This is a genomic window from Vibrio sp. E150_011 (assembly GCF_053544015.1).
In genome coordinates, this window is the sequence record NZ_JBHFOL010000022.1 from 35,001 (window position 1) to 61,703 (window position 26,703).

General features: G+C 45.9%; 22 protein-coding genes. 7 read left to right on the forward strand and 15 right to left on the reverse strand.

The annotated features are described in order from the left end of the window. Positions 1 to 11 precede the first annotated feature (11 nt). On the forward strand, positions 12 to 698 hold the full coding sequence (gene trmH, locus ACE1OE_RS21805; RefSeq protein ID WP_449212276.1) for a tRNA (guanosine(18)-2'-O)-methyltransferase TrmH: 687 nt from the start codon (positions 12 to 14) through the stop codon (positions 696 to 698). Positions 699 to 1,021: 323 nt separating this feature from the next. Continuing rightward, on the forward strand, positions 1,022 to 3,100 hold the full coding sequence (recG, locus tag ACE1OE_RS21810; protein ID WP_449212277.1) for an ATP-dependent DNA helicase RecG: 2,079 nt from the start codon (positions 1,022 to 1,024) through the stop codon (positions 3,098 to 3,100). Positions 3,101 to 3,255: 155 nt separating this feature from the next. Here recG and envZ read toward each other — a convergent pair whose 3' ends face one another. After that, complete coding sequence (gene envZ, locus ACE1OE_RS21815; protein WP_102471221.1) at positions 3,256 to 4,578, reverse strand: two-component system sensor histidine kinase EnvZ; 1,323 nt, start codon at positions 4,576 to 4,578, stop codon at positions 3,256 to 3,258. A 91-nt stretch (positions 4,579 to 4,669) separates the two neighbouring features. Next, a complete protein-coding gene (ompR, locus tag ACE1OE_RS21820) occupies positions 4,670 to 5,389 on the reverse strand; it encodes an osmolarity response regulator transcription factor OmpR (protein WP_102471222.1) in 720 nt (239 codons plus the stop codon). 356 nt (positions 5,390 to 5,745) lie between these two features. Here ompR and ACE1OE_RS21825 point away from each other — a divergent pair, with 356 nt between their 5' ends. Together ACE1OE_RS21825 and greB are read left to right on the forward strand one after the other, a co-directional pair. Further along, positions 5,746 to 6,597: a helix-turn-helix domain-containing protein gene (locus tag ACE1OE_RS21825; protein ID WP_449212278.1), complete on the forward strand. Its 852-nt coding sequence runs from the start codon at positions 5,746 to 5,748 to the stop codon at positions 6,595 to 6,597. Positions 6,598 to 6,676: 79 nt separating this feature from the next. Next, positions 6,677 to 7,159 carry a transcription elongation factor GreB gene (greB, locus tag ACE1OE_RS21830; protein WP_102471224.1) on the forward strand — a complete coding sequence of 161 codons (483 nt, stop codon included), beginning with the start codon at positions 6,677 to 6,679 and terminating at the stop codon, positions 7,157 to 7,159. Between the two features lie 145 nt (positions 7,160 to 7,304). Here the strand turns inward: greB and ACE1OE_RS21835 are convergent, their stop codons facing one another. Continuing rightward, a complete protein-coding gene (locus tag ACE1OE_RS21835; protein ID WP_449212279.1) occupies positions 7,305 to 7,892 on the reverse strand; it encodes a YjaG family protein in 588 nt (195 codons plus the stop codon). A 65-nt stretch (positions 7,893 to 7,957) separates the two neighbouring features. On the opposite strand from ACE1OE_RS21835, the gene ACE1OE_RS21840 reads away from it, so the two are divergent. Then, positions 7,958 to 8,884, forward strand: a complete 927-nt coding sequence (locus ACE1OE_RS21840; RefSeq protein ID WP_449212280.1) for a D-2-hydroxyacid dehydrogenase — start codon at positions 7,958 to 7,960, stop codon at positions 8,882 to 8,884. Between the two features lie 184 nt (positions 8,885 to 9,068). On the opposite strand, the gene ACE1OE_RS21845 is transcribed toward ACE1OE_RS21840, so the two are convergent. The 3 genes from ACE1OE_RS21845 to nudC all read right to left on the reverse strand — a co-directional run bounded on the left by ACE1OE_RS21845 (position 9,069) and on the right by nudC (position 11,953). After that, positions 9,069 to 9,617, reverse strand: a complete 549-nt coding sequence (locus ACE1OE_RS21845) for a DUF4136 domain-containing protein (RefSeq protein ID WP_449212281.1) — start codon at positions 9,615 to 9,617, stop codon at positions 9,069 to 9,071. Positions 9,618 to 9,796: 179 nt separating this feature from the next. Then, complete coding sequence (gene hemE / locus ACE1OE_RS21850; protein WP_102471227.1) at positions 9,797 to 10,864, reverse strand: uroporphyrinogen decarboxylase; 1,068 nt, start codon at positions 10,862 to 10,864, stop codon at positions 9,797 to 9,799. Positions 10,865 to 11,167: 303 nt separating this feature from the next. Then, complete coding sequence (nudC, locus tag ACE1OE_RS21855) at positions 11,168 to 11,953, reverse strand: NAD(+) diphosphatase (protein WP_372062991.1); 786 nt, start codon at positions 11,951 to 11,953, stop codon at positions 11,168 to 11,170. A gap of 164 nt (positions 11,954 to 12,117) precedes the next feature. Here nudC and rsd point away from each other — a divergent pair, with 164 nt between their 5' ends. After that, positions 12,118 to 12,612, forward strand: a complete 495-nt coding sequence (gene rsd, locus ACE1OE_RS21860) for a sigma D regulator (RefSeq protein WP_449212288.1) — start codon at positions 12,118 to 12,120, stop codon at positions 12,610 to 12,612. A 1,727-nt stretch (positions 12,613 to 14,339) separates the two neighbouring features. Here the strand turns inward: rsd and rpoC are convergent. The 8 genes from rpoC to secE all read right to left on the reverse strand — a co-directional run bounded on the left by rpoC (position 14,340) and on the right by secE (position 26,327). Continuing rightward, positions 14,340 to 18,542 carry a DNA-directed RNA polymerase subunit beta' gene (gene rpoC, locus ACE1OE_RS21865; RefSeq protein WP_449212282.1) on the reverse strand — a complete coding sequence of 1,401 codons (4,203 nt, stop codon included), beginning with the start codon at positions 18,540 to 18,542 and terminating at the stop codon, positions 14,340 to 14,342. An 84-nt stretch (positions 18,543 to 18,626) separates the two neighbouring features. Continuing rightward, positions 18,627 to 22,652, reverse strand: coding sequence for a DNA-directed RNA polymerase subunit beta (rpoB, locus tag ACE1OE_RS21870; RefSeq protein ID WP_102471015.1), 4,026 nt, complete (start codon positions 22,650 to 22,652; stop codon positions 18,627 to 18,629). A 249-nt stretch (positions 22,653 to 22,901) separates the two neighbouring features. Further along, on the reverse strand, positions 22,902 to 23,270 hold the full coding sequence (rplL, locus tag ACE1OE_RS21875; RefSeq protein WP_102471016.1) for a 50S ribosomal protein L7/L12: 369 nt from the start codon (positions 23,268 to 23,270) through the stop codon (positions 22,902 to 22,904). A 57-nt stretch (positions 23,271 to 23,327) separates the two neighbouring features. Next, positions 23,328 to 23,822 (reverse strand): 50S ribosomal protein L10, encoded by a 495-nt coding sequence (rplJ, locus tag ACE1OE_RS21880; RefSeq protein ID WP_449212283.1) that lies wholly within the window; start codon positions 23,820 to 23,822, stop codon positions 23,328 to 23,330. Positions 23,823 to 24,107: 285 nt separating this feature from the next. Beyond that, positions 24,108 to 24,809, reverse strand: a complete 702-nt coding sequence (gene rplA, locus ACE1OE_RS21885) for a 50S ribosomal protein L1 (protein WP_449212284.1) — start codon at positions 24,807 to 24,809, stop codon at positions 24,108 to 24,110. A 4-nt stretch (positions 24,810 to 24,813) separates the two neighbouring features. Then, positions 24,814 to 25,242, reverse strand: coding sequence for a 50S ribosomal protein L11 (gene rplK, locus ACE1OE_RS21890; protein WP_102471020.1), 429 nt, complete (start codon positions 25,240 to 25,242; stop codon positions 24,814 to 24,816). Positions 25,243 to 25,387: 145 nt separating this feature from the next. Continuing rightward, entirely contained in the window at positions 25,388 to 25,936 is a 549-nt protein-coding gene (gene nusG / locus ACE1OE_RS21895; protein WP_102471021.1) for a transcription termination/antitermination protein NusG, read from the reverse strand. Positions 25,937 to 25,949: 13 nt separating this feature from the next. After that, complete coding sequence (gene secE, locus ACE1OE_RS21900) at positions 25,950 to 26,327, reverse strand: preprotein translocase subunit SecE (RefSeq protein ID WP_102471022.1); 378 nt, start codon at positions 26,325 to 26,327, stop codon at positions 25,950 to 25,952. Between the two features lie 79 nt (positions 26,328 to 26,406). Here secE and ACE1OE_RS21905 point away from each other — a divergent pair, with 79 nt between their 5' ends. Then, on the forward strand, positions 26,407 to 26,589 hold the full coding sequence (locus ACE1OE_RS21905) for a hypothetical protein (protein WP_102471023.1): 183 nt from the start codon (positions 26,407 to 26,409) through the stop codon (positions 26,587 to 26,589). Here the strand turns inward: ACE1OE_RS21905 and ACE1OE_RS21910 are convergent. Continuing rightward, positions 26,586 to 26,703, reverse strand: a 118-nt coding sequence (locus tag ACE1OE_RS21910) for an EF-Tu C-terminal domain-related protein (RefSeq protein WP_152428706.1), incomplete at its 5' end; no start/stop codon positions are given. The two genes, ACE1OE_RS21905 and ACE1OE_RS21910, sit on opposite strands and share 4 nt — an antisense overlap.

The window sequence follows — 26,703 nt, forward strand, 5'->3', positions numbered from 1 at the left end:
TGGACCTAATCATGAATCTCGAACGCTATAACCGAATCCAAGATGTACTTCGTGCACGCCAACCTGATCTCACGTTGCTGCTAGAGGAAGTCCATAAGCCCAACAACGTCTCAGCCGTCATTCGCACCGCCGATGCGGCTGGCGTCCACAAGGTGCACGCCGTTTGGCCCAATAAACAAATGCGCACGCTCAGCCACACCTCAGCTGGCGCGCGTAATTGGGTTGAAGTGGAAACTCACGATTCGATCTCTAGCGCTATTAGTGAGCTTAAACAGCAAGGTATGCAGGTTCTTGCTACTAACCTCTCTGACAAAGCGGTCGACTTTCGCGAGATTGACTACACCAAACCGACCGCGATTATTTTAGGCGGAGAAAAAGACGGGATTTCGAGCAGTGCGCTGAACGGTGCGGACCAAGATATTATCATCCCGATGGTCGGCATGGTTCAGTCTCTTAATGTTTCTGTTGCCAGTGCGCTAATCTTGTTTGAAGCACAGCGTCAGCGCCAATTAGCTGGCATGTACAATCGCGATGTCAGTGCGTTATCACCCGAAACCATACACCGTACGCTGTTTGAACGTGGCCACCCCGTTCTGGCGAAAGTCGCTAAGAAAAAACGCCTCCCTTATCCTCCATTGGATGACCAAGGGCAGATTATCGCCGATGAAGATTGGTGGAAGGAAATGCAACAGAAATAGGCATGGTTCTATGGTTCTATGGTTCTATGGTTCTATGGTTCTATGGTTCTATGGTTCTATGGTTCTATGGTTCTAGCCAACACTATCCATGGCCTATAGCAACCTTCAAAAACCACCTTCTCGGATGCAGTGACCTTAAACATCCAAGGAGGTGCAGCCACGATGAAAACATTTCTATCCATAAGGCCCTTTCATCCAAAGGCCCATTTTACCCGAAGAACCATGTTATCCACAGGACCATAGGACCGCTCTTATTCCCTCCTGTACAAAAAGACAGTAAAATGCTTGAATATCTTTATCTCTTTCTGTGATGGTTCGTCGACATGGCTCAGCTATTATCTGCAATTTCTCTTACTTCTCTTACTGGCGTTGGCGCTAAAGTCGCAGAAAAGCTGGCCAAGGTTGGGCTTCATACGGTTCAGGATTTACTGTTTCATCTTCCACATCGCTATGAAGACAGAACACGTATCTATCCCATCGTAAAACTGCATGCTGGGTTATGGGGCTCCGTGCAGGGAAAAATAATGAGCAGCGATGTCAATTTTGGCCGAAAGAAGATGCTCTCGGTTAAGATCAGCGATGGTAATGGAACCGTGACCTTGCGTTTCTTTAACTTCACCGCTGCCATGAAGAATAACTTTGCCGACGGCAAGATGATCGTGGCTTATGGTGAAGTAAAACGAGGCCACCTCGGCCTTGAGATTATCCACCCTGATTACAAGTTTCAAACTGAGGGGCGCAGACCCGCGCTTGAGCAAACCCTCACCCCGGTTTACCCCACCACGGATGGCTTACGACAACTGACCTTGCGTAACCTCACTGACCAAGCACTTGAGCTAATGGACAAAACTGCCGTTGATGAGCTGTTACCTAGTGGTTTATATAACCATCAAATCACCCTAACAGAAGCACTACACACCATCCACCGGCCGCCTCCTAGCATTAATATTGATGACTTTGACGAAGGAAAGCACCCGGCTCAACAGCGCCTGATTATTGAAGAACTGATGGCACAAAACTTGTCGATGCTGGCGGTACGTAGCCAAGGGCAACAAGACAAAGCCATCGCCCTGCCTGAGCAAGGTAACTACAAGCAACAATTACTAAATCAACTGCCGTTTACCCCGACTCATGCCCAGAATCGAGTGGTGGATGAAATTGAGCGCGACTTACTAAAAACCGCGCCAATGATGCGCTTGGTGCAAGGTGATGTTGGCTCAGGAAAAACACTGGTGGCTGCACTTGCCGCGCTGCGAGCCATCGAACATGGCTATCAGGTTGCCATGATGGCCCCCACCGAGTTGCTCGCAGAGCAGCATGCCATCAATTTCGCCAATTGGTTTGAGAGCATGGGCATTTCAGTGGGTTGGCTTTCTGGCAAACAAAAAGGCAAAGCCAAAGAAAGCGAATTAGCACGCATCGCCAACGGTGAGGCTCAGATGGTCGTGGGGACACATGCACTCTTTCAAGAATCGGTTGAATTTAACAACCTAGCCCTAGTCATTATTGATGAACAGCATCGTTTTGGTGTGCATCAACGCTTAGAACTAAGAGAGAAAGGGGCGAAACAAGGCTTCTATCCCCACCAGCTCATTATGACAGCGACGCCAATCCCAAGAACGTTGGCGATGACGGCATACGCCGATTTAGAAACCTCGGTCATTGATGAACTGCCTCCTGGCCGAACACCAATACAAACGGTTGCACTGCCCGACACCAAGCGCGATGCCATCATTGAGCGTGTCAAAAATGCCTGTTTAAATGAAGGTAAACAAGCCTATTGGGTATGTACATTGATTGATGAATCCGAGGTATTGGAGGCACAAGCCGCAGCGGATACCGCTGAAGAGCTGCAACGGCAGTTGCCTGAGATTAAGGTAGGTTTAGTGCACGGTCGAATGAAGCCAGCCGAGAAGCAGGCGGTGATGAAGCAATTCAAAGACAATGAGCTGCATTTACTCGTTGCCACTACCGTTATTGAGGTGGGGGTGGATGTACCGAATTCCAGCTTAATGATCATCGAAAACCCAGAACGCCTTGGGCTAGCGCAGCTGCACCAGCTTCGCGGCCGTGTGGGACGAGGAACCGTCGCAAGCCACTGCGTATTGCTGTATCACTCACCACTATCAAAAACCGCTCAGAAGCGCTTAGGCGTGCTTAGAGAAAGTAACGATGGGTTTGTGATAGCACAGCGAGACTTGGAGATCCGTGGCCCTGGTGAACTGCTAGGCACCAAGCAAACTGGACTGGCGGATTTTAAGATTGCCGATTTGATTCGAGACCAACGCTTAGTACCTGAAGTACAGCGACTCGCCCGCCATGTGCATGAGCAATACCCTGTCAATGCGAAGAAAATAATCGACCGATGGTTAGGCGATCGAGAGTTTTACGCGAAGGCGTAAACAAGATTTAGAGACACGGAAAGCGTCTCTATTTTCCCTTTTCCTCGCAGCGACTTGTTCCTCCGGCATTTCGCTACTTCGTTATCCTAGCGCTTCCATTATCCACCATTTCCGTCATTCCCTGCAAAAGCAGGGAACTTATTGAAGTGTGAGTCTTACCTTAAGCTGTTCTTACCGACAACAGGAAAACTGACTTGAGCCATGAGTCCGCCCTGGCTGCGGTTTGAAATACTGACCGTGCCATAATGTTGACCGATAATACGTTTAACAATCGCTAAACCAAGCCCAGTGCCTTCACTTCCTCTCGCCGTGTCACCACGAGTAAACGGTTCAAAAAGGCGACCAATTTGGTCAGCTTCAATACCAGGGCCATTATCCTCAATGCACACCCATGCCAATTTTTTATCCGCCGTCATGCCAGTACTGACCTTAACCCAGCCGTTACCATAACGAATCGAGTTCACCACCAAATTGGTAATAGCACGCTTAATCGCGATCGGGCTGCCGTTAATATCTTTGATCGCTTCCATCGGCTCAAAATCGATCTGTATTTCATAGCCGCCTTCTGAAGAGACAATATCCGATGAGATATCGTTTAGGCTCAATGCCTCAAAGGTTTGCGTATCGACAGGCTTCAGGTAATCCATAAACTGGCCGATGATTTCGTTACATTCTTCGGTATCACTGATGATGCCTTCGGCAAGGTAACTGTCTTGCGGTGACATCATCTCTGTTGCAAGACGAATTCGAGTCAAGGGAGTACGAATATCGTGACTGATCCCAGCCATCAACAAGGTTCTGTCTTCCTCAAGCTCTTGAATGCCTTTCGCCATTTGGTTAAATGCTCTCGTTACTGAGCGGATCTCCGAGGCCCCTTTTTCGGGAAGTGGTGGTGGGATTTCCCCTTTACCCACCAGCTTAGCGGCATGTTCTAACGCCATCAGCGGACGATTTTGCAAACGAATAAATAGCCACCCTCCCATCACAACAAGGAACGCCATAATCAAACTGTTTCTAAACAGCGGCGCAAAGTCTTCTTCTTGTAATTCGGACAACGGGATACGGATGAGGGAGTTAGGCAGCGCGTCAATCTGCATCCAGAGGATATAACTCTCCGCTCCGAGAATAAGACGAACCTCAGTCGGTGAGTCTAGCTCATCGCTCATTTCTTCACTCATCAAATCAATGGGCATCGCATGATGAAATTCACTGGCCATCGCACTGTCTTTGGCGTGAATGGTCACGCCCAGTTGCTTGAGAACGCGTCGCCTCAATGGCGCATCCATCTCAATTTTTTCATCAATCGCTTTATGGTCTTCCAAGATAAACGTCAGCTCATGCGCAAGGATCTTATTGAACTGTTGTAAGCTTGGGACCAAGGCATAATTGTAGACGGCATAGTAAGAGAAGACTTGGCTCGCAATCAGCAAGGTAAAAAACAACAAGATGGATTGCGTGAATGAGCTGCGAAATCGCATAGGACAACCTTTGAGGACAATGAAATGAAAAGTGGTGGCTCATAATAAACAAAAGGCCCTGAAATCATCCAGAGCCTTTTTGGTTTTCTTGTTATGCTTCTTTGCCATCAGGCACAAAGACATAACCCAAACCCCAGACGGTTTGAATATACCGAGGCTTGCTTGGATCAATCTCGAGCATGCGACGTAAACGAGAGATCTGTACATCAATGGAACGCTCCATTGCTGAATACTCACGTCCGCGTGCCATGTTCATTAATTTATCACGTGACATTGGCTCACGAGCATTGGTAACAAGGGCTTTCAGCACAGCAAACTCACCCGATGTTAACGGCATTGCCTCTTCACCACGGAACATTTCTCTGGTGCCTAGGTTCAAACGGAATTCACCGAATTCGACCAATGATTCTTCTTGGCTTGGCGCGCCAGGTGCCTCGATCGTTTGACGACGAAGTACCGCTTTAATGCGAGCTAGTAATTCACGCGGGTTAAATGGCTTCGGGAGATAGTCGTCAGCGCCGACTTCAAGTCCAACGATACGATCAACTTCATCGCCTTTTGCCGTCAGCATCAAGATAGGCAATGTGTTATTAGCATTGCGTAAACGACGACAAATCGACAAACCATCTTCACCTGGTAGCATTAAATCCAATACCATTAGGTGAAAGTTTTCTCTGGTTAACAGTCGGTCCATCTGCTCACTGTTAGCAACACTGCGTACTTGGAATCCTTGCTCTGATAAGTAACGCTCCAGCAATGCACGCAAACGCGCATCGTCATCAACAACTAAAATCTTGTGATTTTCTTGCATATTCGATTCCACCACTAAAAAAGCTATCTACATACTCACATCAAATGAGAACGATATAAGTATAAGAGGTAAATGTAACATTTCGTGGGCAAAATTTGCGCACAGAATTGTTAGCGTTTATGAATTAAGGGCCATGATTGTTACGCTGGTCACAAAGCCCGTCACTCTCATGTTGTTTTTTTTGTGTTATGACCTTTGGGTTGTACGAAACGAATTTAACAATGTCGTCAAATTCGTTTCTCTCACTAACCGTTTGTAACACTTTGACATCCGCTTTTGTGACGCTAAAAATTTCATAGCAACATTCCCTCGGTAAACTATACGGTATTAACAATACCAACGAAGGGGACGAGGACTTGAGACAAGACACCGGTGAACAATTTAACAAACACAATTTTGCGCAGGCATTAAAGTATTGGCGCAACTATCACGGGATGTCACAACTCGAGCTTGTAGAAGCACTGAGTTTATCTCATCGCGCGTTCCAGGGTATTAACCAACCCATGCTCAGTAAGTGGGAGCACGGCAATGGGCAGCCATCATTAATGCGTCGTATCGGAGTCGCTGCACTGTTTAGTCAAAACTATCAGTATCAAGCCGACGAGCAACGTATTATTCAAGGCGTCGACAAATATGATGACTTTTTCACCGGACATGATTCCATCTACTCTTATCGTATTGATGCGTTTAAGCACTATCGTTGGGAAGAATTACCAAGTGACTACCAAGAGCAAATCACACAAGCTCACAACTTGTATCGTCACCTTGCGCTCCCGGCATTAATTGAGTGTTTGAAAATTGATGAGATCAGTGTTGCCTTAGCAATGCATAATCAGACAATAGTCGGTCATGCCATTCTCGGTAAAAACAAATCCGGTCAAGAATGCTTATTGAGTTATCTCGCGATTGATAAGCCAAGCTACCAAGAAGTTCACCAATACATCTGTCAGCTGTTCAAAGGCAAAACAATATTAGTCAGCGCCTATTTACCGCTCGCAAAAACAATGCTTGAAGACATTTACGTGCCGATTAAATACCATCATGGTGATATCACGGTTTATGAATGCAACCTAGACACACTCAACAGCAACCCATTCTTTGAGCAACTTTTTGCTGATGCTCGTACCGTGTCGCTACTAAGCCACCATCAAAAGGTTCAACGAGATAAACGTACCGTTGTTCAGAATGATATTTCATACATAGCATAGATTGAGGTTTTCCAGTTTCATGGCAATATAACCATAACCTTGAAATACAATCACTATCTTGTGTTGAACATTGCTGAAAATGAAAACCAAATTAATTACTCGAGAAGGCTACAACAAACTCAAAGCCGAACATGATTACTTATGGCATGAACGACGCCCGGAAGTGACGAAAATTGTCACATGGGCGGCGAGCTTAGGTGATCGCTCAGAAAATGCTGATTACACATTCAACAAACGACTCCTTCGACAAATTGACCGCCGCGTCCGTTTTCTAAGAAAGTACTTACCTGATGTCACTATTGTTGACTATTCAACACAACAAGAAGGCAAGGTCTTTTTTGGGGCATGGGTAGAGATTGAGAATGAGGCTGGCGAAAGTAAGACCTTTCGTATTGTTGGCCCGGAGGAAATCTATGGCGGAGCGAAAGGCTACATCTCGATCGACTCTCCGATGGCTCGCGCACTACTAAAAAAAGAAGTCGATGATGAGTTCATGGTGGAAACGCCGGAAGGGGCAAAAGAATGGTTTGTGAATAAGATTACCTATCACGAGCCGAAGTGATCGTATCCAGGATACCCTCCACTATCGACAGATAAGACAGGCGCAATGACTTCGCGTTCAAAGGCCCTAGCACCCGCAGGTTAGACGCGCACCGTACTAAACGATGCGTGCCTTAATGCTAGTGAAACTTTTGATGCTAGTGAAACTAGAGCGCAATACCGATGTTGCTTACGCCCTGCTCTTTCAGCTCAAGACGCAGCTCTTTGATTAGCTCAACGTCGCGCTCTGTGCATTCGCGTAATGGTCTAAAAATTGCCCATTGGACATCCCACTCTTCGCAAACGACTTCATTGTCTTTTTGATTGTCGTTCGTGATCTCAATGTCTTGTTGGATTTCTTCAAGCTGAACGACGGTCATGACTGACTGCTGACTCACCTTCAATGACGATTCCATCAGGTAATCGCGGTCAAGTAGACCGTGCAATAATGTCGATAGAGACACACAAGCATCAATAGCAGGATGAACACCGTAGAAGTCAAAATCTTCTGAACTTGGAATAATTTCTTCAAGCTTTTCTAGCTGTTTTTCGAAATTGATTTTCGCCGTTTTCACAGTCAACAATTCCCACACGCTATCCAAAATATCACGGTATATTCGTGCTTCGGCAAACTGTGTGTTTTCACAAAACATCGCAAAATTAGGATACATGCGCTCGCACAAGCTGGTCATAAAAGTGATATGCTGCCAAGGCTCAAGTTTTTCGATACGTACCTGAATAGGGTTCTGTAACATGGTCGCTCTGCTGTGGTGAATAAAGACAGCGAAAGTGTAACCCCACGGATGAGGAATAGCCAGTAATGACGATGCAAAAGCATGCCTTAGCGCTTGTTACCGAAGACAATAATAAATACCTGTCTTTACTTGAGCAAAGGCAGTTGCCCGACTTAGAAATTTGCCAAAACAGCCAAGCCGCAACGATCGTGTTGGCCGCCCCTCCAAAACTGGCTAAAACACTGACTGATTACCCTAATGTGAAGTGGATTCAATCAACGTATGCCGGGGTGGATGCCTTACTCGACACGACGTCTAACCCGCATTTTCAACTCACCAATGTGAAGGGTATTTTCGGGCAACAAATCAGTGAGTACGTACTTGGCCATACCATCAATCATTATCGTCATTTCGATTTATATAAACAGCAGCAGGCCAATCGTGACTGGCAACCTCACCACTACCATTCGCTGCATGGTAAGCGAATGGCAATTTTCGGTACTGGTGCTATTGGCAGTCATCTAGCCAACGTTGTAAAAGCGCTGGGTATCATTCCTGTTGGTATCAATCGCACAGGCATTCCCCCGAGACAATCAGCATTTACTGAAACCTATCACATCAATGAAGCACACAAGGCGCTGTCCGCCATTGATGTTATTGTCTCAACATTGCCTAACACCCCCGAGACACTTGGTTTGTTTAACCAAATACTCTTTTCACCGTGCAAAGGGGCGCTCTTTTTCAATGTCGGCCGTGGTGCCAATGTCGATACGCCATCGCTACTGCGAGCATTGGAGCAAGGTCATATCGAGCATGCTTTTCTCGATGTGTTTATCAATGAACCACTCTCGCAAGAGTGCCCTTATTGGCACCATAGCCAAGTTACCGTGACACCGCACATTGCTGCGCTGAGTTTTCCAGATCAAGTAATCGACATTTTTGCGGAGAACTATTTGCGTTGGAGAGATGGTTTTCAACTGCAGAATTTGGTGGATTTTGATAAGGGATATTAATGGTTCTATGGTTCTATGGTTCTATGGTTCTATGGTTCTAGAAAAAACCACCATCATTGCATGTCAAAGGAACATATAGACAACACGCCATCTTCCAAAGACCACAGAGCGGCTCTTAACCCGCTCTTCCCTAGGACCTAGGACCTAGGACCGCTCTTTTACCGCCCTTTAACTTTAACCGCTCTTATTTCGGATACTCCTCAAACATCTTGTGCACTTGTTCTGCCACGAATACATCGCGGTCGGCGGTATCCATGGTTTCGGTCAATTGCCTCTGCGACACTGAACTCCACACCACTTCATTGGTGGTCGTTTGAATCAATTCAACATTAAGCTTACCGAACTTTTTCTCTTTTATTTGCTCAGGCGTGCGCACCCCGACACCATAACCGCCACCGCCGTAGCTACCTCCTCCAATGCCAAATCCAAACGTTGGGCCAGTTGTCTGAAGTTCAGTACCCTCTAAAATTCGATATCGGACGAGCACATCGCTGTCTACCGTCACCTTCTGAAAGCCTTTTTGAGCCATTTCTGAATCGACCGCTTTCTTTATACGTGCCGCATCGAGACCAATGGGTACATCGGGGTTTTCTTGATATTGATAGGTTTTAAAAGCAGAAAAATTCACACCAGAATCATAATCGGTAGCAACATCGGAGGCACACCCAGAGAGGGTAAGCAGTACCAAAGAAATAAATAGAGTCGGTTTTAAATTCATATCAGTCAGGGCCATTGTTTAATCTCGCTACGTTAAGCGTAGTCAACTTCGCTGAAGGTTCCTAATCTTTATTCAGTATTCTCGGTAATAAGATGTCCAATGTTTCAAGAGCTTCCATGCACAAATAAAAACGCCCGAAGACAAGCTTCGGGCGTTTAAACATAGACATCACGCGTATTGACTACGCCCGATGATTATTTGTGATAGGGCTTCGAAAGCTCGTGCACCGCGTCAACAAACACACCCGCGTTCTCTGGCGGCACATCAAGGTGAATGCCGTGACCAAGGTTGAATACATGTCCTGTACCACCGTCACCGAATCCTTCAAGGATAGTTGCCACTTCCTCACGAATACGCTCTGGTTGGGCATAAAGCATCGATGGGTCCATGTTGCCTTGCAGGGCTACTTTATCTCCAACACGCTTCTTAGCGTCGGCGATATTGATGGTCCAATCTAGGCCTAACGCATCACAACCAGTAGCCGCGATTTGCTCTAGCCACATGCCACCATTTTTAGTAAATAGTGTCACAGGAACACGACGGCCTTCATTTTCACGAATTAAGCCATCGACAATCTTATGCATGTATTGCAAAGAGAACAGGTTGTAGTCACGAGGGGTTAGCACACCGCCCCACGTATCAAATACCATTACCGACTGCGCGCCAGCTTTGATTTGTGCATTCAAGTATTCAATGACACTGTCTGCAAGCTTATCCAGCAACAAGTGCAGCGTTTGTGGTTCCGCATACATCATTTTTTTGATCTTAGTGAAAGCTTTAGAGCTGCCACCTTCCACCATGTAAGTCGCCAGCGTCCACGGGCTACCGGAAAAACCGATCAATGGCACTTCGCCTTTCAGGTCTTTGCGAATTTGACGAACCGCATTCATCACATATTGCAATTCACCTTCAGGATCAGGCAGACCGATTTTTTCGACGTCCGCTTTACAAGTAATTGGTCGCTCGAATTTCGGTCCTTCACCCGTTTCAAAATACAGCCCTAAGCCCATGGCATCAGGGATGGTTAGGATATCTGAAAAAAGAATGGCCGCATCAAGAGGAAAACGACGAAGAGGTTGAAGTGTCACCTCTGAAGCGAGCTCTGCGTTTTTACACAAAGACATGAAATCACCTGCAACCGAGCGCGTCTCACGATACTCTGGGAGATAACGGCCTGCCTGACGCATCATCCATACTGGCGTGTGGTCTACTGGCTCTTTTAATAGCGCTCTAAGATAGCGATCGTTCTTCAATTCCGTCATTCATTTTTCTCCAATTCGAAAGGCCATAGTTTAACGCTAATCATTGATGGTTTGCAGCCATAGATAACATTTCTTTTACCAAAATTTGAGGGGAGTCTGATTGCCTGCGCCATCGCTCAAAAATACAACACTTTGCAAGCGAGATCATATTATTAACAACTAAACTGGGGATGGATTTGCAACCCACTAGTAGCAATGTTAAAAATCAGTCTGCTAGCGAAAATTACAATAATATACTGAGTCTTGAACTCAGCATCTCATAACGACATCTTACTTACCCCCTCCGCTTGCGGAGGGTTTTTTTTAGTCGTTTTCAGTCGATACTCGGTTTACTGTTTCTTCAATCAACGCTCTCGCAATCGTGCCTTCTGGCGCTATATGAGGCAATGCCTCGGTATCAAACCACTGCGCATCTTTTAACTCACTGTAATCAGGCTTAACCTCACCGCTGTCATAATCGGCCAAGAATGCCATCATCATACTGGTAGGAAATGCCCAAGGCTGGCTGCCAAAGTAACGAATATTTTTTACTTTAATGCCTGTTTCTTCTTCTATCTCTCTTGCGACACATGTTTCTAGCGTTTCACCCACCTCAAGAAAGCCCGCAATCACCGTATACATGCTGCCAGCATGACGATTATGCTGCGCCAATAATATTTGTGTGCCCTTGCGTACTGCAACAATAATGCACGGAAATATACGAGGATAATGCAGGGTTCGACAATCTTGGCATTGCATCGCTAGTTGATTGTGATTGAGATGAGCCCGACCACCGCACTGCGGGCAAAAGCGCATTGACTGAGTCATATGGCCATACTGAATCGCCTTGGATAACTGACAAAAAAGGGCTTCGGGTAGCGATAACAATTCACGTAACGACGTTAATTCACGACAGCCGTCTACGTCAGCATCATTAATCCACATAACAGGTGCACCTTGATACTCCCCGATCTGAATGGCTTGCGATGCCGGCAAAGAAAAAGTTTCAGCAAGCCCAAAAGGGATCTGACCATCTTGTAGCCAAAGCTCACTTCCCGCAACCACACACCAATAAGCTGGGTGAATAGTCTCTTCACTTTTTTTTAACATCTTGAATCCTCAGCGCTTGCAGTTCATCCATTTTACTGGCAATCTAAATTCATACCAGCGGGAAAACTAGAAATTCTTAATCTGGTACCAAGAGAAACGATTTCTCATTAACCTTTGTTATGACAAAGCTTGCGACTGCACATTGTGGTCCAGATCATGAGGACATGGTCATGTTAAATAAATTCAAAAACGCACAAGCACAATGGGGTGGCTCAAGTGAGGTCATCGATCATTGGTTAGAAACAAGACAAGCGCTTATCGTTGAATACTGTAAGCTGGCTTCCTTACAACCGGCTTCAGCGCCATCTAATGTCATTGAGCTACCAAAACCATCCGATATTGGTTCGTTTTGCGATCACCTCGTTGACTATATCTCCGAAGGTCACTTCAAGATCTATGAGATGGTCATGGACAAGTGGAAAGCCACTGGGTTTAAAACCAACGAAGAGATTGATGGTGCATACGCGAAGATTGTTTTGACGACCGAGCCCTTGCTCGAGTTCAATGATAAATACGTTGCGCTGGCACACGATCATGACTTACCAAGCTTTGAGCCTGATATGTCTAAAGTTGGTGAAATCCTTGAGCTTCGCTTTGAAGTAGAAGACACATTAATTCAGCTTATTGCCGACAGTTTAGCGATTCCACCAGGCGCGTAATGCACTTGCAGCGATAATACTCGAACACGTAATCACGTAGCGAGTGGTGGTATAATCAGCCCCTGTTTACTCAGGGGTGAATGCGTTATTACTTCATGGCTTGTATCTCTATACAAACGCCACTCGGCTGAACACGACGGGTATCTAGCCGAGATAGCGGCTAGATATTCTATTGCCGTTTTCCTTCATCCCTATCTCGTAGCCTGCAAGTTGTCACGCCCTTCTTCTTATATAAAGTCGTTCCACATTCAGTATTACCCGAGGAAAATAGTTGGTTTCGCTCCAATAAAGATTGATTGTTTTGGGGCTATATCAAGTCAGGTGGGCAGGTAAGCTAACGTACTTTTGCCTCTTTCGGTGTTATATATCGCAAGTATCCAAGTCCAAATATGGTCATTCCTGCACAAGCAGGGATCTACTCACAACGTTTACGGAATCACAACGACTTCCCCACGCACTGAAACTTGTTTTTGGACAGAGGTCTCTCAAAGTACGTGACTCAACTTAAATAGAAATGAATGACACCAAAATAGGTTCACGACGCGCTGATGAAGATCCCCTTTTTCATGGGGATGACGGATATTTTTTTAGCCGTCATCCTCGCAGATGAGGTTCGCTCAAAGTGTGTGGCTCACTTAAATAGAAATGAATGACACCAGGATAGGTTCACGACGCGCTGATTAAGATCCCCTTTTTCAAGGGGATGACGGTTAGTTTTTACGCCGTCATACTCGCAGATGAGGTTCGCTCAAAGTGTGTGACTCACTTAAATAGAAATGAATGACACCAAAATAGGTTCACGACGCGCTGATGAAGATCCCCTTTTTTAAGGGGATGACGGTTAGTTTTTTTAGCCGTCATCCTCGCAGGTGAGGTTCGCCCAAAGTATGTGACTCACTTAAATAGAAATGAATGACACTAAAATAGGTTCACGACGCGCTGATGAAGATCCCGCTTTTTCAAGGGGATGACGGTTAGGCTTTACGCCGTCATACTCGCAGATGAGGTTCGCCTAAAGTGTGTGCCTCACTTAAATAGAAATGAATGACACCAAAATAGGTTCAAGACACGCTGATGAAGATCCCCTTTTTCAAGAGGATGACGGTTAGTTTTTACGCCGTCATACTCGCAGATGAGGTTCGCCCAAAGTGTGTGGCTCACTTAAATAGAAATGAATGACACCAGAATAGATTCACGACACGCTGCTGAAGCTCCCCTTTTTCAAGGGGATGACGGTTAGTTTTTACGCCGTCATCCTCGCAGATGAGGTTCGCCCTAAGTGTGGACTCACTTAAATGGCAATGAATGACACTAAAATAGGTTCACGTCACGCTGATGAAGATCCCCCTTTTTCAAGGGGATGACGGTTAGGTTTTACGCCGTCATCTTCGCAGATGAGGTTCGCTCAAAGTGTGTGACTCACTTAAATGGCAATGAATGACACTAAAATAGGTTCACGACACGCTGATGAAGATCCCCCTTTTTCGAGGGGATGACGAATAATGGATGTTTGGGTTGCTGATTAGGGTTAGCTTTTTATCCAGAAATGTTTTTGAAATTGATCCGTCTGTACTGCCATCGCATTAACCACAACGCTGCACGATGGGACACATAGTGACCTTATTACACGTAGTCGCGTTATTAGAAACTGGATAAACACGATTTAACGCGGATCAACAGATACAAAAAAGGCGCCTTTCGGCGCCTTTTTTCATTTCTTTCTGCGATTAATCGTCAGAAGAGAAGCCTGCATTAAGAAGTGCAGCTAGGTTATCCGTTGCTTGTTCAGCAGATGGGCCTTCCTGTACTTCGTCACGCTTAGCTTGACGGTCTTGGTGATAAGCAAAGCCCGTACCCGCTGGGATCAAACGACCCACGATTACGTTCTCTTTCAGACCACGTAGGTCGTCACGTTTGCCAGATACCGCTGCCTCTGTTAGTACACGCGTCGTTTCTTGGAACGATGCTGCAGAGATAAACGATTCTGTTGCTAGAGACGCCTTAGTGATACCTAGTAGGTCACGTTCGTAACCCACAAGCTCTTTGCCTTCAGCTTCCAATAGACGGTTAGCAATCTTAACTTGAACGTATTCAACTTGCTCACCTGGTAGGAATTCTGAATCACCAGCACGAGTGATTGTACACTTACGTAGCATTTGACGAACGATAGTCTCAATGTGCTTATCGTTAATCTTAACGCCTTGTAAACGGTATACTTCTTGAACTTCGTTCGCGATGTATTGCGTTACAGCGTGAATGCCACGTAGACGTAGAATGTCATGCGGAGTTTCTGGACCATCGGCAATAACGTCACCACGTTCAACACGTTCACCTTCGAACACGTTCAACTGACGATGCTTAGGAATCATCTCTTCGTAGTTATCACCGCCATCGCGAGTAATAACCAAACGACGCTTACCTTTCGTTTCTTTACCAAATGAAACCATACCTGAGTGCTCAGCAAGAATTGCTGGCTCTTTAGGCTTACGAGCTTCAAATAGATCCGCTACGCGAGGTAGACCACCGGTGATGTCTCGGTTTCCGCCAGATTTCTGAGGAATACGAGATAACGTGTCACCAACGCCAACTTCTGCGCCATCTTCAATGTTAACGATCGCTTTACCTGGTAGGAAGTAAAGTGCTGGTACATCAGTACCCGCGATCATTACATCTTTACCTAGCTCATCAACAAGTTTGATAGCTGGACGCATATCTTTACCTGCTGCTGGGCGTTGTGCCGCATCGGTCACTTCACTTGAAGATAGACCCGTTAGGTCATCAGTTTGACGAGAAACCGTTACGCCATCAATCATGTCTACGAATTGAATACGACCGGCCACTTCAGTGATGATTGGCAGTGTATGCGCTTCCCAGTTAGCCACAACGTCGCCAGCTTGAACTGTGTCGTTGTCGCCTTTCGACAGGATCGAACCATAAGGCAATTTGTGTTTCTCTTTCGTACGGCCGAACTCATCAATGATGGTCATTTCAGAAGCACGAGAGGTAATCACAAGTTTCTTGTCTTTGTTGACTACGAACTTAGCATTGTGAAGTTTCACAGAACCTGTGTTCTTCGCTTGAATGCTGTTTTCTGCTGCGGCTGTAGATGCGGCACCACCGATGTGGAACGTACGCATCGTTAGCTGTGTACCCGGTTCACCGATAGACTGAGCAGCGATAACGCCAACTGCTTCACCTTGGTTCACTAGGTGACCACGTGCTAGGTCACGACCATAACACTGTGCACAACAACCGAAGTCTGCATCACAGGTAACAACAGAGCGCACTTTCATGCTATCTACTGAGTTGTCTTCCATGATTTGACACCACTTCTCATCAATCAGAGTATTACGTGGAATCAGAACATCTTCAGTACCAGGCTTAAGAACGTCTTCAGCCACTACACGACCTAGTGCCAACTCAGAAAGTGCAACTTTAACGTCACCACCTTCGATATGAGGCATCATGTCAACACCTTCATGGGTGCCACAGTCATGTTCGTGTACTACAACGTCTTGAGCAACGTCTACTAGACGACGAGTTAGGTAACCCGAGTTTGCTGTTTTCAGTGCTGTATCCGCAAGACCCTTACGAGCACCGTGCGTTGAGATAAAGTACTGAAGGACGTTTAGACCTTCTTTAAAGTTTGCCGTGATTGGCGTCTCGATGATTGAACCATCTGGACGTGCCATCAGACCACGCATACCAGCAAGCTGACGAATCTGAGCAGCAGAACCACGAGCGCCCGAGTCAGCCATCATGTAGATGCTGTTAAACGACTCTTGTTGCTCTTCTTCACCGTCACGGTTAACGACCGTTTCAGATGAAAGGTTGTCCATCATCGCTTTCGCTACGCGATCATTGGTCGAAGCCCAAATATCGATCACTTTGTTGTAGCGCTCACCCGCTGTTACAAGACCTGATTGGAACTGGTCTTGGATTTCGCGAACTTCTTCTTCTGCTGATTCGATTTCGTCGTACTTCGCTTGAGGTACAACCATGTCATCGATACCAACCGATACACCTGACAGTGCCGCATAAGCGAAACCGGCGTACATGATTTGGTCAGCAAAAACTACGGTGTCTTTAAGACCAAGCTTACGGTAACACTCGTTAAGTAGGTTTTGAATTTGCTTCTTACCTAGCTTTTGGTTTACCAAGCTGTATGGAAGACCTGTTGGAACAATTTGCCACAACATTGCACGGCCAACGGTAGTATCTACCATGCTCGTACCGGTTATGCTGTTGCCATCTTCGTCAACCACTGTCTCAGTGATACGTACTTTTACGCGAGCATGAAGCTCTGCGCTCTTAGTACGGTATGCCTTTTCAGCCTCTTCAGGGCCAGCAAGGTACATACCTTCACCTTTGACGTTGATCTTATCACGCGTCATGTAGTAAAGACCCAATACAACGTCCTGAGAAGGTACGATGATTGGATCACCTGATGCTGGAGACAGAATGTTATTCGTCGACATCATCAGTGTACGTGCTTCAAGCTGTGCTTCTAGAGTTAGAGGCACGTGAACCGCCATTTGGTCACCATCGAAGTCGGCGTTATAAGCCGCACACACTAATGGGTGAAGCTGAATCGCTTTACCTTCGATTAGTACTGGTTCAAACGCTTGAATACCAAGACGGTGAAGTGTTGGTGCACGGTTAAGCAGTACTGGGTGTTCGCGGATAACGTCGTCTAGGATATCCCAAACAATCGCTTCTTCACGTTCTACCATTTTCTTAGCAGCTTTGATTGTCGTCGCCATGCCACGAGTTTCTAGCTTGCTATAGATGAATGGTTTAAATAGCTCAAGTGCCATCTTCTTAGGAAGACCACACTGGTGCAGACGAAGGTATGGACCCACTGTGATTACAGAACGGCCAGAGTAGTCTACACGTTTACCTAGAAGGTTCTGACGGAAACGACCTTGTTTACCCTTGATCATATCAGCAAGAGATTTCAGAGGACGCTTGTTAGAACCTGTGATTGCACGACCGCGACGACCGTTATCTAGAAGGGCATCAACAGACTCTTGCAGCATACGTTTTTCATTACGTACGATGATGTCTGGAGCCGCTAGCTCTAGAAGACGCTTCAAACGGTTGTTACGGTTTATCACACGACGGTAAAGGTCGTTCAGATCAGACGTCGCAAAACGACCGCCATCTAGTGGAACTAGAGGACGTAGATCTGGCGGTAGAACCGGAAGAACCGTCAAGATCATCCATTCTGGGTTGTTACCCGATTGAATGAAGGCTTCAACTAGCTTCAGGCGCTTAGTGATTTTTTTACGCTTAGTTTCAGAGTTAGTGGTTTCCAACTCTTCGCGCATTTGTTCCGCTTCTGCGTGCATGTCCATAGTAGACAGCAGATCTTTGATCGCTTCTGCACCCATCTTAGCTGTGAACTCATCACCCCACTCTTCTAGGCGATCCAAATACTCATCTTCAGTAAGCATTTGAGATTTTTCTAGATCAGTCATGCCTGGTTCTGTCACGACGTACATTTCAAAGTACAGTACGCGTTCGATATCACGTAGAGGGATATCCATCAACAAACCGATACGAGACGGTAGTGATTTTAGGAACCAGATGTGAGCAACAGGTGAAGCAAGCTCGATGTGGCCCATACGGTCACGACGAACTTTAGTTTGCGTTACTTCAACGCCACACTTTTCACAGATAACACCGCGGTGTTTCAAACGCTTATATTTGCCACAAAGACATTCGTAGTCTTTGACTGGACCAAAAATACGCGCACAGAATAGACCATCACGTTCTGGTTTGAACGTACGATAGTTGATCGTTTCTGGTTTCTTAACTTCACCAAACGACCATGAACGAATCATGTCAGGTGAAGATAGACCGATTTTGATTGCATCAAATTCTTCGGTCTTATGCTGTGCTTTTAGAAAGTTTAATAAGTCTTTCACAATCAGCTCCTGTGAGGAGTTAAAAGGGGCCCGCTCAAACACTTAAGAGCGAGCACCTTCCTACCAGATAATCCTATAAAAGGATTATTCGTCTTCTAGCTCGATGTTGATACCTAGCGAGCGAATCTCTTTCAACAATACGTTGAACGATTCTGGCATGCCAGGTTCCATGCTGTGGTTACCGTCGACGATGTTTTTATACATCTTCGTACGGCCGTTAACGTCATCAGACTTAACCGTTAGCATTTCTTGTAGAGTGTAAGCAGCACCGTATGCTTCTAGTGCCCATACTTCCATCTCACCGAAACGCTGACCACCGAACTGAGCTTTACCACCAAGTGGTTGCTGAGTTACTAGGCTGTACGAACCAGTAGAACGAGCGTGCATCTTGTCATCAACAAGGTGGTTCAGTTTCAGCATGTACATGTAACCAACGGTTACAGGACGCTCAAACTGGTCGCCAGTACGGCCATCAAACAAGGTTAACTGACCTGATTCAGGTAAGTCGCCAAGTTTAAGAAGTTCTTTAATAGACTTCTCTGATGCACCATCAAATACTGGCGTCGCAATTGGTAGGCCACCACGTAGGTTTTTCACCAATGTACGAACTTCATCGTCAGACAGTTCAGCAATATCAACTTCTTGACGTGTACCACCAAGATCATAAACCTTCTGCAAGAACTCACGGAACTTAGCCAGTTCCTGTTGCTCTTTCATCATCTGGTTGATCTTGTCACCGATACCTTTCGCCGCCAGACCTAAGTGAACCTCAAGGATCTGACCGATGTTCATACGCGAAGGTACACCCAGTGGGTTCAATACGATGTCAACAGGCTGACCTTTTTCATCGTAAGGCATGTCTTCAACAGGGTTGATCTTAGAGATTACACCCTTGTTACCGTGACGACCGGCCATTTTATCACCAGGCTGGATGCGACGTTTAACCGCTAGGTAAACCTTAACAATCTTAAGAACACCAGGTGCTAAATCATCACCTTGAGTAATCTTACGACGCTTAGTTTCAAACTTCTTATCGAAGTCAGCTTTTAGCTCGTCGTTCTGCTCTGCAAGTTGCTCAAGTTGAGTTTGCAGTGCGTCATCTTCTAGCGTTAGCTCTAGCCATCTCTTACGATCGACAGAATCCAGTCTTGCTTCAGAGTAACCACCTTGAAGTAATACCGCTCTTACACGCGCTAGTAGACCACCTTCAAGAATTTGGAACTCTTCAGTTAGGTCTTTCTTCGCTTCTTTAAGCTGCATCTGCTCAATTTCAAGAGCACGCTTGTCTTTTTCTACGCCATCGCGAGTAAAGACTTGCACATCAATGATCGTACCAGAAACAGAGTTTGGTACACGTAGTGATGTATCTTTAACATCTGATGCTTTTTCGCCGAAGATAGCACGTAGTAGCTTCTCTTCAGGAGTAAGTTGAGTTTCACCCTTAGGCGTAACTTTACCTACTAGGATGTCACCACCCTTAACTTCAGCACCAATGTAAACGATACCTGACTCGTCTAGTTTAGACAGAGCAGACTCACCTACGTTTGGAATATCCGCTGTGATCTCTTCAGAACCCAGCTTAGTATCACGAGCCACACAAGATAGTTCTTGAATGTGAATTGTCGTGAAACGGTCTTCTTGAACTACGCGCTCAGATACTAAGATCGAGTCTTCGAAGTTATAACCATTCCAAGGCATAAACGCGATACGCATGTTTTGACCAAGTGCCAATTCACCAAGATCCGTTGAAGGACCATCGGCCAATACATCACCACGAGCAACTGGCTCACCAGGAAGTACTGTTGGACGTTGGTTAATACACGTGTTCTGGTTTGAACGGGTGTACTTAGTTAGGTTGTAAATGTCGATACCAGCTTCACCAGGGATCAGCTCTTCTTCATTAACCTTAACTACGATACGAGATGCGTCTACTGACTGCACCATACCACCACGTTTCGCTACCGCTGTAACACCCGAGTCAACAGCTACGTTACGCTCGATACCAGTACCTACTAGAGGCTTGTCGGCGCGTAGAGTTGGAACGGCTTGACGTTGCATGTTCGCACCCATCAATGCACGGTTCGCATCATCGTGTTCTAGGAACGGGATAAGCGAGGCAGCGATCGATACTACTTGGTTTGTTGCAACGTCCATGTAGTTAACATGGTCACGCGGGTGAAGACCAGATTCGCCTTTTTGACGAGCTGTGATCAGCTCTTCAGCAAAGCCGTTTTCTTCTGTTAACGCGGCATTCGCCTGTGCGATAACAAATTGACCTTCTTCGATAGCTGACAAGTAGTCAACTTCATCAGTCACAACACCTTCTACAACACGACGGTACGGCGTTTCTAGGAAACCGTACTCATTACAACGTGCAAACGCAGATAGTGAGTTGATCAAACCGATGTTTGGACCTTCTGGCGTTTCGATCGGACATAGACGACCGTAGTGCGTAACGTGTACGTCACGTACCTCAAAGCCAGCACGCTCACGAGTAAGACCACCAGGACCCAAAGCAGAGATACGACGTTTGTGCGTCACTTCTGATAACGGGTTGTTTTGGTCCATAAACTGTGAAAGCTGTGAAGAGCCAAAGAATTCTTTAACAGCTGCAGAGATCGGCTTAGCATTGATAAGGTCTTGAGGCATGATTGCATCAAGGTCACCAAGACTTAAGCGTTCTTTCACTGCACGTTCTACACGAACTAGACCAACACGGAATTGGTTTTCAGCCATTTCGCCAACACTACGGATACGACGGTTGCCAAGGTGGTCGATATCGTCCACTTCGCCAATGCCGTTACGAATGCCGATCAGCTTCTTCATGACTTCAACAATATCTGTCTCGTCAAGAATGCCTTGCTCTAGCGCGTCTTCACGACCGATTGAGCTGTTAAACTTCATACGACCAACGGTCGATAGGTCATAACGCTCTTCAGCGAAGAACAAGCTTGCAAATAATGATTCTGCCGCTTCTTTCGTTGGTGGCTCACCCGGGCGCATCATGCGGTAGATTTCTACCAATGCAGAGATGCGGTCTACCGTGCTGTCGACACGTAATGTGTCTGACATGAACGGACCGTGGTCTAGATCGTTCGTAAATAGAACTTCTAGCGCTTTGTGGCCAGCCTGAGATAGGTTCGCTAATGCTTCCAAGCTGATCTCGTGGTTTGCACCAACGATGATTTCGCCTGTCGCCTCATTGACGTAGTCTTTAGCGGCTACTTTACCGACGATGTATTCGACCGGTACTTCAATGAAATCAACGCCATCTTTTTCAAGTTGACGGATGTGACGCGCAGTGACACGACGACCAGTCTCAACATAAGTCTTGCCGTTTGCTTCGATATCGAAAGATGCCGTTTCGCCACGTAGACGCTCTGGCACCAACTCCATTAATAGAGTTTGTTCTTTAACTTCGAAGTTAATTTTATCGAAGAAAATATCGAGGATCTCTTCCGACGTTTTACCTAATGCACGAAGAATGATCGATGCTGGTAATTTACGACGACGGTCAATTCGAACGTACAAGTTATCCTTAGGATCAAACTCGAAATCGAGCCATGAACCACGGTAAGGAATAACACGTGCGTTATAAAGAACTTTACCTGAAGAGTGGGTCTTACCCTTATCGCTGTCGAAGAACACGCCTGGGCTTCGGTGCAGCTGGGATACGATAACCCTCTCGGTACCATTAATTACGAAGGTACCATTGTCTGTCATAAGCGGAATTTCGCCCATGTAGACTTCTTGTTCTTTAATATCTTTTACAGTACCCGCTGGTGCGTCTTTATCAAACACAACTAGGCGTAGTTTAACGCGTAGTGGCTTTGAATAAGTTACGCCACGAATTTGACATTCTTTAACATCAAACACTGGCTCGCCAAGACGATAGCTAACGTATTGCAGCTCAGAATTGCCGTTATAGCTCTGAATTGGAAAAACAGAACGAAAAGCAGCCTCAAGTCCATATTGTCCTTCAGGATCCTGTTCGATAAACTTGTCGAAAGAATCAAGCTGGATCGATAGCAGGTATGGAATGTCCAATACTTGTGGACGAGTACCAAAGTCCTTACGGATGCGCTTTTTCTCGGTATAAGAGTAAACCATGGGGTTCCTCAGCTCGCTGATAAGTGACCCAAACTGTCCGCCCAAACCTAGTTACTTAAGGTGGGTAATGGGACAGTGACTAACAACTGTTTACTGTAGTGACGTTAACTCAAGCGTCGAGCAACGTTTTTTGCATGGTACGTAGGTGCTTAAACAGCGGGAAAATTCACCTACGCCCTACAGCGCAAAAAGGCCGGTGGTTAATAAACCACCAGCCAATAGCCTGTCGGCTATGAAATTAAGTAATAATTACTTAACTTCAACAGTAGCACCAGCTTCTTCTAGAGTCGCTTTAAGTGCTTCTGCTTCAGCTTTTTCTACGCCTTCTTTAAGAGGTGCAGGTGCGCCGTCTACAAGAGCTTTAGCTTCTTTAAGACCTAGGCCAGTTGCGCCACGTACAGCTTTGATAACTTGTACTTTGTTAGGGCCAACAGCAGTAAGAACTACGTCGAATTCAGTTTGCTCAGCAGCAGCTTCGCCACCAGCAGCGCCACCAGCTACAACTGCAGCAGCAGCAGTAACACCGAATTTCTCTTCCATAGCTTCGATAAGCTCAACAACTTGCATTACAGACATTTCTGCAACTGCGTCTAGGATTTGCTCGTTAGTAATAGACATAACAATTCTCTTTTAAGTCAACAATAAGTTTATTTTGCAACCAGTAAAAAGCAAGGCTTAAGCCGCAGCTTCTTCTTTTTGGTCGCGAACAGCAGCGATAGTACGTACCAGCTTGCCAGCTGAAGCTTCTTTCATGCACATCATTAGGCGTGCAATCGCTTCGTCGTAAGTTGGTAGTGTCGCTAGTACATCAGCATCAGTAACTGCGCCTTCAAATGCAGCAGCTTTGATCTCGAATGTTTTGTTCTCTTTAGCGAAGTCTTTGAAAAGACGCGCTGCAGCACCAGGGTGCTCGTTAGAGAACGCAAGTAGGCTAGGACCAGTAAATGTGTCTTGTAGACACTCAAACTCAGTACCATCTACCGCACGGCGTGCTAATGTGTTACGCACAACTCTCATGTAAACACCCGCTTCACGCGCTTGTTTACGTAGAGAAGTCATCGCGCCAACAGTAACGCCACGAGAGTCAGCTACAACTGCAGAAAGTGCACCACTGGCTGCTTCGTTGACTTCAGCAACAATTGCTTTTTTGTCTTGAAGGTTTAAAGCCATTTGGGATTTACTCCTGGTTGTTATTACACCACTCAGCATCATAATGATACCGAGAGCTAATACGGTGCATTCCCATAAGCCAATTGATTTCGAAAAATCAACCCACTTTAAGTCGGGCACCGTCTACGTAGGTTTAATTAAGTTCTATTCGAAAATAAAACGCCTACGGTCTTGGACGGAGACTGATATTCAACAAGTGAATTTTCAGCCTCAACCACAAATTTTGATAGGCGCAAAATTATACATAATTTTTACGCCTATGCAAGCTTTTAAGCGATTAGGCTATTAAGCTTGAGTGTTCAGGGTACCCTGATCCACAGTAACGCCAGCACCCATAGTAGTAGAGATGCTCACTTTCTTCAGGAAAACACCTTTCGCTGAAGACGGCTTAGCTTTCTTAAGAGCAACTAGAAGAGTCTCTAGGTTCTCTTGAAGCTGGTTAGCTTCGAAAGATACTTTACCGATTGTAGTGTGGATGATGCCGTTTTTGTCGTTACGGTAACGAACCTGACCAGCTTTAGCGTTCTTAACCGCTTCAGCAACGTTAGGTGTTACAGTACCAACTTTAGGGTTTGGCATAAGACCGCGTGGACCTAGGATAGTACCTAGTTGACCAACAACGCGCATTGCATCTGGAGAAGCAACAACAACGTCAAAGTCCATTACGCCTTTTTTCACTTGCTCAGCAAGATCTTCCATACCAACGATGTCTGCGCCAGCTGCTTTAGCGGCTTCAGCGTTTGCACCTTGAGTGAACACTGCTACGCGGATTTCGCGGCCAGTACCGTGCGGAAGTACAGTTGCACCACGTACGTTCTGGTCAGATTTACGAGCATCGATGCCTAGGTTAACAGCAACGTCTACAGACTCTACGAATTTAGCTGTTGCTAGTTCTTTAAGAAGAGCTACAGCTTCGTTGATGTCGTATTCTTTAGTTACTTCAACTTTGTCGCGGATTACGCGCATACGCTTAGTAAGTTTTGCCATGATCTTAACCCTCTACCACTAGGCCCATTGAACGAGCAGTACCCGCAATAGAACGTTTCATCGCTTCAATATCAGCACCAGTCATATCAGCAGCTTTAGTTTCTGCGATTTCTTGGATTTGAGCATCAGTAACAGTACCCACTTTTTCAGTGTTAGGACGGCCAGAGCCAGACTTAACGCCAGCAGCTTTCTTAAGAAGAACAGCAGCAGGTGGAGTTTTTGTTACGAACGTGAAAGAACGGTCACTGTAAACAGTGATAACTACTGGAGTAGGTAGACCTTTCTCAACAGATTCTGTTTTTGCGTTAAACGCTTTACAGAATTCCATGATGTTCACACCGTGTTGACCTAGAGCAGGACCAACCGGTGGACTAGGGTTCGCCATACCTGCTGCAACTTGCAACTTGATATAAGCTTCAACTTTCTTAGCCATGATATTTCCTAATGTTTGGGTTCAAACGCTAACCAATCGATCAGCTCCCCAGTTTTCAATAAATACTTTCTGCAGTAATACCTGCAAAAAGGCGCGAAATTATAATCATAATTCGCGCCTTAAACAACCCTAAAAAGGTGTTTTTTTAATCAAGTTTTTCAACTTGACCAAACTCGAGCTCAACCGGTGTTGCACGACCAAAGATCGAAACAGACACTTTAATGCGGCTCTTGTCATAATCTACTTCTTCAACGGTACCGTTAAAGTCAGCAAATGGACCATCGTTCACACGTACCACTTCACCCGCTTCGAACATTGTTCTTGGACGAGGTGCTTCACTTGCTTTCTCTAGACGGTTAAGAATAGCGTCAGCTTCTTTGTCAGTGATAGGTGCAGGACGGTCAGAGGTTCCACCAATGAAGCCCATGACACGTGGCACACTACGCACCAAGTGCCAAGATTCATCGTTCATTAACATCTGAACGAGAACATAGCCTGGGAAGAACTTACGCTCACTTTTACGACGTTGGCCAGCGCGTATTTCCACAACTTCTTCAGTTGGTACTAGCACTTCACCAAAGTAGTCTTCCATCGCGTGCATTTTTATATATTCGCGAAGAGACTGAGCCACACGTCCTTCAAAACCAGAGAAGGCTTGAACAACGTACCAGCGTTTTTTCGGAGCTTCACTCATGAATTAAGACCCTCTATATCCCGGTTACTAAAGCCACTAGACGTACCATAATTCCATCAATACCCCATAGCGCCAGTGCCATAACAACACTAACAGCTAAGACGATTAACGTGGTTTGCGTCGTTTCTTGGCGTGTAGGCCATACAACCTTACGTACTTCAACTCGTGCTTCACGAGCGAACAAGATCGCAGCTTTACCTTTAGTCGTTGTTGCGGCAACACCAAGTGCTACTGCGATTAAAACAACCACACCTGCAGCGCGGATTACTACGGATAGCTCTCCATACAGGTAATTACCCACAACAGCGGCGGCCAACAGAGCAAAAGCGACAATCCACTTCATTACATCTGCTGCATTCGAGCTTTCAGGAGCTTCAGCATTTGCTTTCATAAAACCAACCTGTGACAAGTCTTTACTAGACGACAACAACCCCGCTGTTGCAGGGCTTATTCCTTTGTGCTGGTGAAATATGAGTCAAACCAACACCCTACAAAAAGACTCAGCAAGTATTTATGACTTACTCAGTCTTCAAAATCCTTTATTTATTCACCAAATTGGTGAATTTTGCGCCTCTATAAATAGTAGCGCAGAAAAAGGGCATCAAATGATGCCCTTTTTACTAGTGGTTCGTCAAGATTTTGCTAAAAATTAAGCAAAGATCTTAGCAACAACACCAGCGCCTACAGTACGGCCACCTTCACGGATAGCAAAACGTAGACCTTCGTCCATTGCGATTGGAGCGATTAGCTCAACAACCATTTGGATG

What these genes read in the sequence shown, in the direction of transcription:
- trmH (WP_449212276.1), top strand. Translation starts at nt 12, where the DNA reads ATGAATCTCGAACGCTATAACCGAATCCAAGATGTACTTCGTGCACGC.
- recG (WP_449212277.1), top strand. Translation starts at nt 1,022, where the DNA reads ATGGCTCAGCTATTATCTGCAATTTCTCTTACTTCTCTTACTGGCGTT.
- envZ (WP_102471221.1), bottom strand. Translation starts at nt 4,578, where the DNA reads ATGCGATTTCGCAGCTCATTCACGCAATCCATCTTGTTGTTTTTTACC.
- ompR (WP_102471222.1), bottom strand. Translation starts at nt 5,389, where the DNA reads ATGCAAGAAAATCACAAGATTTTAGTTGTTGATGACGATGCGCGTTTG.
- greB (WP_102471224.1), top strand. Translation starts at nt 6,677, where the DNA reads ATGAAAACCAAATTAATTACTCGAGAAGGCTACAACAAACTCAAAGCC.
- ACE1OE_RS21835 (WP_449212279.1), bottom strand. Translation starts at nt 7,892, where the DNA reads ATGTTACAGAACCCTATTCAGGTACGTATCGAAAAACTTGAGCCTTGG.
- ACE1OE_RS21840 (WP_449212280.1), top strand. Translation starts at nt 7,958, where the DNA reads ATGACGATGCAAAAGCATGCCTTAGCGCTTGTTACCGAAGACAATAAT.
- ACE1OE_RS21845 (WP_449212281.1), bottom strand. Translation starts at nt 9,617, where the DNA reads ATGGCCCTGACTGATATGAATTTAAAACCGACTCTATTTATTTCTTTG.
- hemE (WP_102471227.1), bottom strand. Translation starts at nt 10,864, where the DNA reads ATGACGGAATTGAAGAACGATCGCTATCTTAGAGCGCTATTAAAAGAG.
- nudC (WP_372062991.1), bottom strand. Translation starts at nt 11,953, where the DNA reads ATGTTAAAAAAAAGTGAAGAGACTATTCACCCAGCTTATTGGTGTGTG.
- rsd (WP_449212288.1), top strand. Translation starts at nt 12,118, where the DNA reads ATGGTCATGTTAAATAAATTCAAAAACGCACAAGCACAATGGGGTGGC.
- rpoB (WP_102471015.1), bottom strand. Translation starts at nt 22,652, where the DNA reads ATGGTTTACTCTTATACCGAGAAAAAGCGCATCCGTAAGGACTTTGGT.
- rplL (WP_102471016.1), bottom strand. Translation starts at nt 23,270, where the DNA reads ATGTCTATTACTAACGAGCAAATCCTAGACGCAGTTGCAGAAATGTCT.
- rplJ (WP_449212283.1), bottom strand. Translation starts at nt 23,822, where the DNA reads ATGGCTTTAAACCTTCAAGACAAAAAAGCAATTGTTGCTGAAGTCAAC.
- rplA (WP_449212284.1), bottom strand. Translation starts at nt 24,809, where the DNA reads ATGGCAAAACTTACTAAGCGTATGCGCGTAATCCGCGACAAAGTTGAA.
- rplK (WP_102471020.1), bottom strand. Translation starts at nt 25,242, where the DNA reads ATGGCTAAGAAAGTTGAAGCTTATATCAAGTTGCAAGTTGCAGCAGGT.
- nusG (WP_102471021.1), bottom strand. Translation starts at nt 25,936, where the DNA reads ATGAGTGAAGCTCCGAAAAAACGCTGGTACGTTGTTCAAGCCTTCTCT.
- secE (WP_102471022.1), bottom strand. Translation starts at nt 26,327, where the DNA reads ATGAAAGCAAATGCTGAAGCTCCTGAAAGCTCGAATGCAGCAGATGTA.
- ACE1OE_RS21905 (WP_102471023.1), top strand. Translation starts at nt 26,407, where the DNA reads ATGAGTCAAACCAACACCCTACAAAAAGACTCAGCAAGTATTTATGAC.